The organism is Paraburkholderia sp. PAMB 6770, assembly GCF_057748135.1.
Genome location: NZ_CM173239.1, coordinates 1301873 through 1314078, shown reverse-complemented (window position 1 = coordinate 1314078; position 12206 = coordinate 1301873). Strand labels below are relative to the sequence as shown.

Annotated in this window: 13 protein-coding genes; 4 read left to right on the top strand and 9 right to left on the bottom strand. The window is 64.9% G+C overall.

Going from position 1 to position 12206, the window contains the following annotated elements:
- Positions 1-74: 74 nt before the first annotated feature.
- The 8 genes from tssH to AC3AP7_RS23270 form a co-directional block, all read right to left on the bottom strand.
- On the bottom strand, positions 75-2726 hold the full coding sequence (tssH, locus tag AC3AP7_RS23305) for a type VI secretion system ATPase TssH (protein ID WP_487364895.1): 2652 nt from the start codon (positions 2724-2726) through the stop codon (positions 75-77).
- 70 nt (positions 2727-2796) lie between these two features.
- Positions 2797-3789, bottom strand: coding sequence for a type VI secretion system baseplate subunit TssG (tssG, locus tag AC3AP7_RS23300; protein ID WP_487364894.1), 993 nt, complete (start codon positions 3787-3789; stop codon positions 2797-2799).
- On the bottom strand, positions 3753-5474 hold the full coding sequence (tssF, locus tag AC3AP7_RS23295; protein ID WP_487364893.1) for a type VI secretion system baseplate subunit TssF: 1722 nt from the start codon (positions 5472-5474) through the stop codon (positions 3753-3755). Before tssF ends, tssG begins: the two co-directional genes overlap by 37 nt.
- 57 nt (positions 5475-5531) lie before the next feature.
- Entirely contained in the window at positions 5532-5945 is a 414-nt protein-coding gene (gene tssE, locus AC3AP7_RS23290; RefSeq protein WP_487364892.1) for a type VI secretion system baseplate subunit TssE, read from the bottom strand.
- Between the two features lie 23 nt (positions 5946-5968).
- Positions 5969-6457, bottom strand: coding sequence for an Hcp family type VI secretion system effector (locus AC3AP7_RS23285; protein WP_487364891.1), 489 nt, complete (start codon positions 6455-6457; stop codon positions 5969-5971).
- A 229-nt stretch (positions 6458-6686) separates the two neighbouring features.
- Positions 6687-8174, bottom strand: a complete 1488-nt coding sequence (gene tssC, locus AC3AP7_RS23280; RefSeq protein WP_487364890.1) for a type VI secretion system contractile sheath large subunit — start codon at positions 8172-8174, stop codon at positions 6687-6689.
- Positions 8175-8198: 24 nt separating this feature from the next.
- Positions 8199-8693, bottom strand: coding sequence for a type VI secretion system contractile sheath small subunit (gene tssB, locus AC3AP7_RS23275; RefSeq protein WP_487364889.1), 495 nt, complete (start codon positions 8691-8693; stop codon positions 8199-8201).
- Positions 8694-9060: 367 nt separating this feature from the next.
- The gene (locus AC3AP7_RS23270) at positions 9061-9186 is read right to left on the bottom strand and encodes a hypothetical protein (RefSeq protein ID WP_488324869.1); all 126 of its coding nucleotides are present in this window, start codon (positions 9184-9186) and stop codon (positions 9061-9063) included.
- A gap of 162 nt (positions 9187-9348) precedes the next feature.
- On the opposite strand from AC3AP7_RS23270, the gene AC3AP7_RS23265 reads away from it, so the two are divergent.
- The 4 genes from AC3AP7_RS23265 (at position 9349) to AC3AP7_RS23250 (ending at position 11730) form a co-directional block, all read left to right on the top strand.
- The gene (locus AC3AP7_RS23265; RefSeq protein ID WP_487364888.1) at positions 9349-9693 is read left to right on the top strand and encodes an STAS domain-containing protein; all 345 of its coding nucleotides are present in this window, start codon (positions 9349-9351) and stop codon (positions 9691-9693) included.
- 303 nt (positions 9694-9996) lie between these two features.
- Positions 9997-10485 (top strand): Hcp family type VI secretion system effector, encoded by a 489-nt coding sequence (locus AC3AP7_RS23260; protein ID WP_487364887.1) that lies wholly within the window; start codon positions 9997-9999, stop codon positions 10483-10485.
- Between the two features lie 184 nt (positions 10486-10669).
- The gene (locus tag AC3AP7_RS23255; RefSeq protein WP_487364886.1) at positions 10670-11014 is read left to right on the top strand and encodes an STAS domain-containing protein; all 345 of its coding nucleotides are present in this window, start codon (positions 10670-10672) and stop codon (positions 11012-11014) included.
- Between the two features lie 227 nt (positions 11015-11241).
- Positions 11242-11730 carry an Hcp family type VI secretion system effector gene (locus AC3AP7_RS23250; protein ID WP_487364885.1) on the top strand — a complete coding sequence of 163 codons (489 nt, stop codon included), beginning with the start codon at positions 11242-11244 and terminating at the stop codon, positions 11728-11730.
- A gap of 127 nt (positions 11731-11857) precedes the next feature.
- Here the strand turns inward: AC3AP7_RS23250 and AC3AP7_RS23245 are convergent, their stop codons facing one another.
- On the bottom strand, positions 11858-12202 hold the full coding sequence (locus AC3AP7_RS23245; protein ID WP_487364884.1) for an STAS domain-containing protein: 345 nt from the start codon (positions 12200-12202) through the stop codon (positions 11858-11860).
- Positions 12203-12206: the final 4 nt, after the last annotated feature.

Here is a 12206-nt window from a genome sequence, read left to right as displayed (position 1 = left end):
ACGGGTGTCTTGCTGCCATTCTCGCGGCGCCGTTTCGCCGCATGATGTCAGCCGTGTTACGTTTGAAGCAGAACTCAGGCGGCGGCGCCGGGGAACGTCACGACGAATTCGCCGCTTTCGTCCACGTCCAGCGCCACTTCTTCGAGCGGCACACCCGCGCCCATGCGCGCCAGAATCTCCTGCGACATGAGCGGCAGCACGTTGCCGCGCAGAATGAAGTCGATATTGCGTGCCCCCGTTTCCACTTCCGTGCAGCGCGCGGCGATCTGCGCGACCACCGCGTCGCTGTAGACGAAGCGCATCTTGTTGTTGTGCGCCACGCGCCGCACCACCTTGTCGAGCTTGAGCCGCACGATGCCCGCCAGCGCCTCGCCCTGCAGCGTGAAGTAGGGAATCACGGTCATGCGCGCGAGCAGCGCGGGCTTGAAGTGGTTCGACAGGATCGGGCGCACGGCGGACAGCAGCGTCGCCGCATCGGGCTGCTCGTCGCCGGCCGTCATTTCGGTGATCACGTCGGTGGCCAGATTCGAGGTGAGGAAAATCACGGTATTCGAGAAATCGATCTCCTTGCCCTCGCCGTCCGACAGCATGCCCTTGTCGAACACCTGGTAGAACAGGTTCATCACGTCGAGGTGGGCCTTCTCCACCTCGTCGAGCAGCACGACCGAATAGGGCCGCTGGCGCACCGCCTCGGTCAGCACCCCGCCCTCGCCGTAGCCGACGTAGCCCGGCGGCGAGCCGATCAGGCGGCTCACGTTGTGCTTCTCCTGGAACTCGCTCATGTTGATGACGGTGGTCGACTTTTCGTCGCCGAACAGGATGTCCGCCACCGACAGCGCCGTCTCCGTCTTGCCGACCCCCGAAGGCCCCGCCAGCAGGAACACGCCCATCGGCTGCTCGGGATCCTTGAGGCCGGATTTCGCCGTCTTGAGCACTTCCGCGATCTGGTCCATCGCATGATCCTGGCCGCGAATGCGCGCCTTGAGCGTAGCCGACATGCCCAGCACGCTCTGCGCCTGGTCGCGCAGCATCTTGCCCACGGGTATGCCGGTCCAGTCCGAAATCACCCGCGCCACGACGTCGGGATCGACGTCGACGTGCACGAGCGGATTGTCGCCCTGGGTGGCCCTGAACGCGTCGGCCGCCGCCGCGATGGCGAGCGCGAGGCGCTGCAGTTCCTCCGGCGTGGCGCCGTCGGCCTTGGCCGCGTGGCGCGCCGAGCGCGCGTCGAGCAGCGCCTTTGCGGCGTCGCGCTGCTGCTGCCAGACGGTGCGCAGCGCGTCGGCTTCGGCGGCGAGCGCCTGCAGTTCGGCGCCGATCGCGTCGAGGCGCGCGCGGTCGACGGGCTGCTGATTGTCCTCGTCGCGTTCGAGGCCGCGCTGTTCGCGCTCGAGCGCCTGGATGCGGCGCTCCTTGTCTTCGAGCACGTCCGGCTTCGCGCTTTGCAGGACCTTCACGCGTGCGCAGGCGGTGTCGAGCAGATCGACAGCCTTGTCCGGCAACTGCCGCCCCGTGATGTAGCGGCCCGAGAGTTCGGCCGCGGCGACGATCGCATCGTCGCGCAGCACGACCTTGTGGACGTCCTCGTACTTGTCTTTCAGGCCGCGCAGGATCAGCACCGCGGTTTTGAGGTCGGGCTCGTCGAGCTTGACGAGCTGGAAGCGGCGCGCGAGTGCGGCGTCCTTTTCGAAATACTTCTTGTACTCGGCCCACGTGGTCGCCGCGACCGTGCGCAGTTCGCCGCGCGCCAGCGCGGGCTTGAGCAGGTTGGCCGCGTCCGAGGTGCCCGCCTGGCCGCCCGCCCCGATCAGCGTATGCGCTTCGTCGATGAACAGGATGATCGGCTTCGCCGATGCCTTGACCTCGGTGATCACGCCCTTCAGACGGTTCTCGAACTCGCCCTTCACGCTTGCGCCGGCCTGCAGCAGCCCCATGTCGAGGCCGAGGATCGTCACGTCCTTCAGCGAATCGGGCACGTCGCCTTCGACGACCCGCAACGCCAGGCCTTCCACCACGGCCGTCTTGCCCACGCCGGGATCGCCCACGCAGATCGGGTTGTTCTTGCGGCGCCGCGCGAGGATGTCGACCATCTGGCGGATCTCCGCGTCGCGCCCGAACACCGGATCGAGCTTGCCCGCACGGGCCTTTTCGGTAAAGTTCTCGCAGAAGCGCGCAATGGCGCTGCCGTCGCCGCCGGCCGCCGTGGCACCGGCGCCTTCGCCGCCCGCCTCGCCGGCTTCGCGCACGCCCGCTTCGATCGAGCCTGCGCACACCGGGTCGAACGAGCGCAGCAGGACTTCACGGTTCAGTGCGCGCAGGGGCGCGGCATAGTCGCCGGTCGCGTAGTAAGTGGGCCGCGCGAGGAAGGCGAGCAGCAGCGCGCCCGAACGGATGCGCGGTTCCTGCAGATCGACCGAGCCGATCAGCCAGGCGTCCTGGAGCAGTTCGAGCAGCAGCGGCGAGAACGCGGGGCGCCCCGCATTGCCGCTCTTCATCTCCTCGATCGACAGGTTGACGCCGCGCTGCACCAGCGCGGCGTCGATGCCCTGCTGGCGCAGCAGCAACGGAATGTCCGCCTGGAGGTCGTCGAACAGCTTGACGAGCAGGTGCTCCACGGTGATCTCGTAGTGGCTGCGCGACACGCACAACCCCACGCCATCTTCGAGCGCCTGCTTGCAGTAAGCATTGAGGCGGCCCACGAGGGGCTTGAGTTCGACCAGCAGCATGGTGGTTCTCCTCTTGTTCTGTCCTAAAGCGGCTAACGATAGTAAAGGGTCGGCGATAACGGTCCAGCGATCAGATGCAATACTGAACGCGGGTGGGCTGGCTCGCCTGTTCAGGCGCGAGCCACGTGTCGAACCCGAGCCGCGACCACTGGCCGCGGCCGAACCGTGCGGCACGCGCATCGTCGTGGTGCAGATCGAGCTCGACTTCCACGTCGAGCGGATCGATCAGGTAAAAGCGCGTGAGAAAACGCAGGCGCGCGTGCCCCGGCGCGCCAGGCAACAACTGATGAAACAGCGACTGCGGCAGGTCCGCGAGCCGCACCTTGATGGCGCTGCCGTAGTCGTCGATCTGCGTGCCGAGCCAGGTGTCTTCGCCCAGGCGGTTCGTGCCGCCCCCCGCGCCACCCAGCCGCCAGCGCTGATCGTCCGGGATCGGCTGCACGCGCCGCACACCGCATTCGACCGACACCTGCGCGGGCGCGAAGGCATCCGCCAGCATCGTCTTCAGGCCGAGCGCCGAGCGCGGCCGCTGGTTGAGCAGGCCCGCGTAGCGCAGCAGCCCGGCGCTGCCCGGCAGCAGCTCGACGCGCAGATCCGCATCGTTCAGCCCGACGAACGCATACAGATGATTGAGCGTCGCCTCGTCCCGGTCCTCGACGATGCGCTGCTCGACCCGGTACTTGGCCCACGCCTCGAACAGCAGCGGGTACAGCGCGTAGTGCACGATGTCGAGGAAATCGCGCGTGACGTGACGTCCATCGCGCTCTTCCTCGAACAGGTCTTCCGTGTAATACGTCGGCAGCGGCGAAGCCACGCCGTACAGGCCGAAGAAGTTGGCCGTGATGCGATAGCCGCCCTCCGGCAGCGGCTCGATCCGGTCGATGTCGTTTTCGGGAAAGCCGAGCCCGAGACGCGGACGCACCCGCAGGTTTTCGAGGTGACGGCCGGTATGCCGGTCGTACAGCCGCAGCAGACGGATCGCCTGAAAATAGGAGTACTTCTCACCGTTCGTGAGCAGCAGATCCTTTACAGCGTCGGCTGTTGCCCGAGTCTCGGCGGCCATTTGAATACGGTTCCTGAATTCGTGTCTTCGAGTTCGACGCGGGTGTACGAATTGATGCCGGCGTAATCGCCGAGAAAACGTTCCAGCACGCAGCCGAACAGGTACAGATCGCCGATGCCGGCGTAGTGGTCTTCGCGGCAGCGGATGCGCACGAACTGGCCGCGCTGGACCCCGCTGCGTCCGACCAGACGCGTTTCGTGCGTCGCCGTGACCTCGAGGATGCCTTCGATGCGACGGCGGTTGGCCGCCTCGGGCCCCTGGCGCCCCGAGAACACATAGAGGCCGAGCAGCTTGCGCAGATTCTCTGCGTTGACCACCGAAAGCAGATTCAGCGAGACATGCGAAATGAGGCACCAGAGCAGTTCCTCGCCGGTGGGCGGATCCTGCGCCGGGGTCACCGCGCGGATGTTGCCGAAGCTCATCTGGTCCGGCGAGGTGCTGGTGGGCTGGCTGATATCGCCGAGCTTCAGGCTCTCGGGCAACGCGCGGTTGGTACAGGTGATGCGGATCGACAGCGTTTCGCGCAGCGGCCTGTCCGAGGGCGGATAGTTGAGCGACAGGTAGACGTCGCTGCCGCGCTCGACGCTCGACGCGCGCATCGACGTGCGGTAGCTGAGCTGCGCGCCGCGCCCGTCATGGCGAAACATGCCGAACGGCTGGTAGAGGCGCTCCTGCGCGTTGCCTTGCTGATAGCCCAGCACCTGATCCACCGAGTAGACCTGATGATGCCGGCGATCCCTGCCTTCGGGCACGATGCGGTATTCGGTCGCGCGATGATCGTGCGTGATCGGATCGGCCGCGTGCGAAAACACGTTGATGGCCGGCACCACGTTGAGCATGAAGCTGTCGCCGCCGATCTCCGGCAACCATTCCGGTACCGAATCGAGCGTCATGACCACGCTGAAACTCGTGCCCTGGGCGCTGGAAGTCCAGCGCTGCAGGCCGACGATGTCGACGAACAGGAACTTCTCCGGCTGCGTGAAGAACTCCTGGATCGTCCGGTAGCCGCTGAACGCCTGGCTCGGATAAGGCAGCAGATCGTTGTCGAAACCGCTCAGGCGCAGGCTCTTCGCGCCCAGCGAGAGCCGCTCGCCGCTGCCGCTGGAAATGCGCACGTCGACGACGTGGTTCATCAGCAGCAGCAGCTTCGAGGCGTCCACGTAGCCGCCGCCGAGAAAGAGGCGAAGACTGTCGCCCCCCCATTGGGCAATGCCGAGTCCGCCCTGCAATTCGAAATCGATCATCAGCACGGGCGCGGCGCCGGCGTGGCTCAGCAGATTGACCTCCGCGATGCGCAGCGGCTCGACGTCGAGATCGCACGTCGTGCGAAAGCGGCACGCCGTGCCGTCGACCGGGACCGATGCAAGCTCGGTGCCCGCGGCCACCCGCGCCGGCTGGGCACGCGGCCCCTTGGGCGCAAAGCTGATCAGCGTGGAGGCCGGCACGGGCCGCAGATAATGCGGAAACAGCAGATGGGTGAGTTCCTGAACGAACTCGGGAAATTCGTCGTCGAGCTTCTGCCGCGTGAGCCCGGTCAGGAACGCGACGCCTTCGAGCAGACGCTCGACGTCGGGGTCCGCGGACGTGCCCGACAGCATCGGCGCGAGCGCGGGATTGACCCTTGCGAACTCGGCAGCCAGGCCTTTGAGCTTGTTCAACTCATCCTGGTAGTATCGATTGAACATGCCTGGCTGATGCTGAACGAAAGCTGAACGAAAAAGGGGATCGGGCTACACGCCAGGTCAGGCGATACTCACCCGGCCATTTGCCCCTACGGTTGTCGATATCTGCAACGGAATCTCGCGGTCGTCGACATCGAGCGTGCCCTCCAGCGCGAAGCGGATCGACAGCACGTCGGTCTCCTCGCGATTGAGCGTCACGCGCGGCGACTTCACCCGCGGTTCGTAGCGCAGCACCATGCGGCGAATCTCTTCCTCGATATCGCGCATGGAGCCCATCGCCGTGGTCCCGGCAAGATTCGTGAAGTCCGGCACGCCGAATAGCGGGTCGATCTGCACGCTGCCTTGCCGGGTATTAAGCAGCCGGCTCAGGTGACTCATCACCGAACGCACGAGAACGTCCACCTGGGTCTGGTTGGTGCGCTCCTCACCCGCCTCCCAGTGGGCAATCCGTTCGAGCAGCCGGCGCTCCCTCACGGCGAACTCCGCTTAAGCGCGCGTCAGGACTTCGGCGCGAGCCAGGAGTCCTCGGCCTCGATGCCGTCCGGATCGTAGGTCCACGTGATCTTCTCGTAGGTGAACGAGATGTCTTCCATATGGCCCATCTGCTTGTTTTCCGGCGCGAGGCAGTTCGGCGTCCACGAGCGGATGTTCGTGAGGATCGCGTTCGACAGCTTCACCGTGTAGTACTTCTCTTCCGTGCCCTTCGGCGAGATGCGGTAGTACTCGAGCGTGACGTCCTTCATCTGCTCGCCCGAAGTCAGCGCTTGGAACAGCTTGGGCGAGGACTTGTCGATTTCCTTCGTGAGGGTCATCGGCAGATGCACGCGCTTGCCGGTGGGCAGGCCCGTCTGCGGGCTCTTCGGAATCTCGATCGTGTGATCGACGGCCTGCACGAGAATCTTGCCTTCGTGGCCCTTGACCTTGGTCGAGCCTTCGATTTTCCCCTGATTCTGGCCTTCGAGTACGAGATAGCACGGCATTGGCATGATGGTTCCCCGCTAGTAGACAAGTGTTGAATGACGTTGGCCTGCGTGCGCTGATGCCTTGACGGGTGACGCCGGCCTTCCGGATCACGCCGCCGGCGCCCTCTGGCTCCGGCGGACCTGCTCAGCTTTGTGTGCGCTGCGCATGTTTCACATGTTGCAGGGGCGCTGTTACCGGTCCGTTTCAGTCTCGCCCTGCTGTGTTACCGATGAAACATCGCGCGCCGATCTTTTATTTCTTCTCCAGCTTGCCGACCAGCGACAGCGTGAACGATGCGCCCATGTACTTGAAATGCGGCCGCACCTTCAGGTCGACGCGGTACCAGCCCGGATCGCCTTCGACATCCGCCACGACGATTTCGGCCTGACGCAGCGGACGACGGCTGCGCACGCCCTCGGCGGGGTTGTCCATGTCGGCCACGTACTGGCGGATCCACGTGTTCAGCTCGCTTTCGAGGTCCACGCGCTCCTTCCACGTGCCGATGTTCTCGCGCTGGATCACCTTGATGTAATGGGCGAGCCGGCTCACGACGAACATGTACGGCAGTTGCGTGCTCAGCTTGTAGTTGAGCTCGGCCTCCTTGCCTTCCTTCGTATTGCCGAAGAATTTCGGCTTCTGCGCGGAGTTGGCCGAGAAGAACGCGGCGTTGTCGCTGTTCTTGCGCATCGTGAGCGCGATGAAGCCCTGCTCGGCGAGTTCGAACTCGCGGCGCTCCGAGATCAGCACTTCGGTGGGGATCTTGTTCTGCAGCTCGCCCATCGACTCGTACGTGTAGACCGGCAGGTCGCCGACCGTGCCGCCGCCCTGCGGGCCGATCACGTTCGCGCACCAGCGATAGTCGGCAAAGCTCGACGTGAGGCGCGATGCGAACGCGAACGCCGCATTGCCCCACAGGAACTGGTTGTTGCCGCCCGACACGTCTTCCTTGTAGTTGAACTTCTTGGCCGGCACCGTATCCGCGCCATACGGCACGCGCAGCAGGAAGTGCGGCAGCGTGAGGCCGACATAGCGCGCGTCCTCGGACTCGCGGAATGCATTCCACTTGACGAACTGCGGCCCTTCGAAGATCGACGACAGGTCTTTCAGGTTCGGCAGCTGGTCGTACGTGTCGACGCCGAAGAACTGCGGGCCGGCGGCCGCGATGAACGGCGCGTGGCTCATTGCCGCGACGCTCGCGGCGTACTGCAGCAGCTTGACGTCCTGGGTGCCCGGGCCGAACTCGTAGTTCGCGACGATCGCGCCGAACGGCTGGCCGCCGAACTGGCCGTATTCCGCCGTGTACAGGTTCTTGTAGAGGCCCGACTTCGTGATGTCGGCCGCGTCCTGGAAGTCGTCGAGCAGCTTGCTCTTGCTGACGCTCAGCAACTGGATCTTGACGTTCTCGCGGAAGTTCGTGCGGTCGATCAGGAACTTCAGCGAGCGCCACGCGGATTCGATCTTCTGGTAGTCCGGGTGATGCAGGATCGCATCGACCTGCGCGCACAGCTTCTGGTCGAGATCCGCGATCATGCTGTCGACGGTCGCCTGGGTGATCCGCTCGACGGCATGCTGCGGTTCGAGCAGCTGCGAAATGAACGCCTGGATCCCCTGGCGCGTAATGGAATACGCCTCGTCGCCCGGTTTGATCCGCGCCGACTCGACCAGCTGATCGAGCAGCGAACCACCCGCTGCGGCCTCAGGCGCCGCTGCCGGCGCCTGCTGTTTTTGTTCGTCACTCATGTGCTGCCCCCGATGGATGCGACATTACTTTTCCTGGATGCCGAGCTCGCTCAGCAGACGGGCACGCACGCCTTCGTCCTCGATCAGTTCCTGGACGCGCTTGCGGAAATCCGGAATGTTGCCGAGCGGACCCTTGAGCGCCTTCAGCGCATCGCGCAGCGCGATCATCTGGCGCAGCTCGGGGACCTTTTCGACGATCGCGTCCGGCGAGAAGTCGTCGATCGATTCGAACTTCATGTTCACCGCGAGCGCGGCGTCGGGATCGGCGTTCGCATCGAGCCGGTTCGGCACCGCCAGGTCGAGCGACAGTTTCTGCCCTTTCAGCACGTCGTTGAAGTTGTCCTTGTCGACGTTGATGGGCTTCATTTCTTCGATCGGCGTATCGTCGTCACGCAGCGTGAAGTCGCCGAGCACCAGCAGCTTCAGCGGCAGTTCGACTTCCGCCTTGGCATCCCCCGTGGCCGGGCGATACACAATATTGACGCGCTCCTTCGGCGCGACAGACCCGTCAGATGCCATGCTTGTCCCCTCTAACCAATATCGCAGCGTGAATGAAAACGGCTTGCTTCGAAATGCCCTAAAGCATAGCAGCATGCGCGTTTTTTTCGCTACATAAATCTGCGTTTAAACCGCCTCCATCGGCGTATCGCACGCAGCCCTTCGCGCGCGATGCACAGACGCTGCGGGATATCCGTTACCCCGTGTTTCAGGGGCTTTATCGTGCGGGCGCAACGTCGCCTCGCACGGCCGGCACGTTCGATGCTTTAACCGCTTCGCGCATTCCGGCGCACCCGTTTCCCATGCTACGCTACGCATCGCCGCCCGACAGGCGAATAACATACTCGCCTGTCTACGGCAGCCGGCGGAAAAACTTTTGGAAAGGCGCTCAAATAAAAGCATGGAAAAAAGCGAACCCTCGTTCGAATACGCACGCGGCGGCGAACCCGTCGCGCGCGACGACGGACAACGGGTCGCGCTGCGACGCGGCAGCGCCGCGTTGCGCCGCTTCCATGAATACGCTTTCGTGCCCGCCGGCACCGACCGATGAAACACATCGGCGCACGACCGGGGAATGCCGGAGGCGGCGGCAACACCGCCGCAGCCGGCCCACACAGGAACGGACAGCCGCGCGGCGCAGATGCGCGGCGGCTGCCACGACGCATGCGAGACCATTGTGGCAAACCAGTATGAAACGCTCGGGCAGGTGCTCGTCGTCGGCCTCGAAGGGGCCTTCAACAGCGCGAACGCCGCGCAGATCGAAGCGGGAATCATGCGCGAGCTCGACCAGGGCACCAACCAGTTGCTGCTCGACCTGAGCGCGCTCGACTACATCTCCAGCGCCGGGCTGCGCGTCGTGCTGGTGGCCGCCAAGCGGCTAAAGCAGTCGGCCGGACTGCTGGTGCTGTGCGGCATCCACAGCCAGATCCGCGAGGTGTTCGAGATCAGCGGCTTCCTGCATATCCTGAACGTCGCCGACACGCGCGCCCAGGCGCTCGAACGCTTCAACGAAGTCGCCTGAACCGCGGCGCGGACGCGCGCGCACTCCCGGACATCCGCGCGTCCCGCGTAAACCCCTACGCTCTCTCCCTGGTCCCGCGCGGCATCGCGCGGCGCGGGCGCGCGTCCGTCCTTCGGCGGGTCTGTTTCAACCGTAACCCGGCGCGGCATTTCTGAAACGCGCGGGTAACGGCTCACGCCCAGAATTCATCCCATGCACAGAGACGAACTGTGCGGGACCGCAAAAGGGCGGCACCCGACGAAACCGTCGCCGCGCCGGCAAGACCGCTGGCGCGACCCACTCAAATCAACTGGAGGACTTATCATGCCGATGCCGTGCTACCTCGTACTCGAAGGCCAGAATCAGGGGAAAATCGAAGGCTCGACCAAGGTCAAGGGCCACGAAGGCAAGATTCTCGTGCAGGCCGTCGATCACACGATCGAGATTCCGAAGAGCCCGCAGACGGGCCTGCCCACCGGCAAGCGCGTGCATCTGCCGATGACCCTCACGAAGGAAATCGACAAGTCCTCGCCCAAGCTGTTCCAGGCGCTGACTTCCGGCGAGCAGATGAAGGACGTCACGCTCGAGTACTACCGCATCTCGCCGAAGGGCACGGAAGAGAAGTACTACACGGTGAAGCTGTCGAACGCGATCCTCACGAACATCTGCTCGTGGACGCCGAACTGCCTCGCGCCGGAAAACAAGCAGATGGGCCACATGGAAGACATCTCGTTCACCTACGAGAAGATCACGTGGACGTTCGACCCGGACGGCATCGAGTCGGAAGACTCGTGGCTCGCGCCGAAGTCGTGATGGCCTGAAGCCGGGCCCGCGCCCGGTGCGGGCCCGGTGCGGACCCGACACGGGCCGCGTGCCGGATGGCCGCATCGCGCGGCCGTCCGCCGGCGGGCCCCCCGAACAGACACAACCGCTGACGCAATCGTAGACGCACCCCGCAAAACGCATCCCGCAGACGCATTCCGCGCAGGAGACCGCCGTGGCAAACCAGTATGAAATGTGTGAGGACGTGCTCGTCGTGCGTCTGCAGGGCGCACTCAAGAGCACGGACGCGCTGCAGATCGAAGCGGAAATCCTGCGCCGTCTCGACGAGGGCGCCAACCAGTTGCTGCTCGACCTGAGCGCGCTCGACTACATCTCCAGCGCCGGGCTGCGCGTCGTGCTGGTGGCCGCCAAGCGGCTGAAGCAGTCGGCCGGCGAACTGATGCTGTGCGGGCTGCGCAGCCAGGTGCGCACGGCGTTCGAACTGGTCGGGTTCATGAAGATCCTGGCCATTGCGGAGACCCGCGCGGACGCGCTGGAGCGCTTCGGCCAGTTCGCGTGAACGGCCGCGGCGCGGCAGCGGGCCGGCAACGAAGCGCCGCCGGCCATGTTTCAACCGTAACCGGAACCGGGATAGCTGAAATGTGCGGGTAACCGCGCGAGACCAGAATGTCTCACATGCACAGAGACGAACTGTGCGGGACCGCAAAAGGGCGGCACCCGATGAAACCGTCGCCGCGCCGGCAAGACCGCTGGCGCGACCCACTCAAATCAACTGGAGGACTTATCATGCCGATGCCGTGCTACCTCGTACTCGAAGGCCAGAATCAGGGGAAAATCGAAGGCTCGACCAAGGTCAAGGGCCACGAAGGCAAGATTCTCGTGCAGGCCGTCGATCACACGATCGAGATTCCGAAGAGCCCGCAGACGGGCCTGCCCACCGGCAAGCGCGTGCATCTGCCGATGACCCTCACGAAGGAAATCGACAAGTCCTCGCCCAAGCTGTTCCAGGCGCTCACCTCCGGCGAGCAGATGAAGGACGTCACGCTCGAGTACTACCGCATCTCGCCGAAGGGCACGGAAGAGAAGTACTACACCGTGAAGCTGTCGAATGCGATCCTCACGAACGTCCGCTCGTGGACGCCGAACTGCCTCGCGCTCGAAAACAAGCAAATGGGCCACATGGAAGACATCTCGTTCACCTACGAGAAAATCACGTGGACGTTCGACCCGGACGGCATCGAGTCGGAAGACTCGTGGCTCGCGCCGAAGTCCTGATGGCCTGAAGCCGGGCCCGCGCCCGGCGCGGGCCCGAGGCGGGCCTGACGCTGGCCGCAGGGGAAAACCCTGCCCCGAACCGACCCGGCCACGGGCCACGGGCCGCCTGACGCGGCCCGCGGCGCCGTTACGGCGCGTCGCCTGCGAGCGCGGCGAGCCCGGCCGCGCGGTCCGGGAAAATGCGGAACAGCGCCTCGAAACCGATCACCTGAAACACTTCGTACACCTGCGGAGCGAGCCCCGCGAGCGCAAGCTGATGCGCGGTGCCCTTTGCGATCTTGGCGGCCTTCAGCATCACGCGCAGGCCGGCCGAGCTCACGTACTGCACGTCGGTCAGATCCAGCAGCACGCGCGGCGCGCCCTGCACGCGCTCCGGCAACACCTCTTCGAGCTGCCGCGCCGTCGTGCTGTCGACCCGCCCCGCTACTGCCACCACCAGAACCGCGCCTTCGTTTGCTTCGCTGATATTCATTCCG

What these genes read in the sequence shown, in the direction of transcription:
- tssC (WP_487364890.1), bottom strand. Translation starts at nt 8,174, where the DNA reads ATGAGTGACGAACAAAAACAGCAGGCGCCGGCAGCGGCGCCTGAGGCC.
- AC3AP7_RS23260 (WP_487364887.1), top strand. Translation starts at nt 9,997, where the DNA reads ATGCCGATGCCGTGCTACCTCGTACTCGAAGGCCAGAATCAGGGGAAA.
- AC3AP7_RS23270 (WP_488324869.1), bottom strand. Translation starts at nt 9,186, where the DNA reads ATGGAAGCGGCGCAACGCGGCGCTGCCGCGTCGCAGCGCGACCCGTTG.
- tssH (WP_487364895.1), bottom strand. Translation starts at nt 2,726, where the DNA reads ATGCTGCTGGTCGAACTCAAGCCCCTCGTGGGCCGCCTCAATGCTTAC.
- AC3AP7_RS23285 (WP_487364891.1), bottom strand. Translation starts at nt 6,457, where the DNA reads ATGCCAATGCCGTGCTATCTCGTACTCGAAGGCCAGAATCAGGGGAAA.
- AC3AP7_RS23245 (WP_487364884.1), bottom strand. Translation starts at nt 12,202, where the DNA reads ATGAATATCAGCGAAGCAAACGAAGGCGCGGTTCTGGTGGTGGCAGTA.
- tssB (WP_487364889.1), bottom strand. Translation starts at nt 8,693, where the DNA reads ATGGCATCTGACGGGTCTGTCGCGCCGAAGGAGCGCGTCAATATTGTG.
- tssF (WP_487364893.1), bottom strand. Translation starts at nt 5,474, where the DNA reads ATGTTCAATCGATACTACCAGGATGAGTTGAACAAGCTCAAAGGCCTG.
- AC3AP7_RS23250 (WP_487364885.1), top strand. Translation starts at nt 11,242, where the DNA reads ATGCCGATGCCGTGCTACCTCGTACTCGAAGGCCAGAATCAGGGGAAA.
- tssG (WP_487364894.1), bottom strand. Translation starts at nt 3,789, where the DNA reads ATGGCCGCCGAGACTCGGGCAACAGCCGACGCTGTAAAGGATCTGCTG.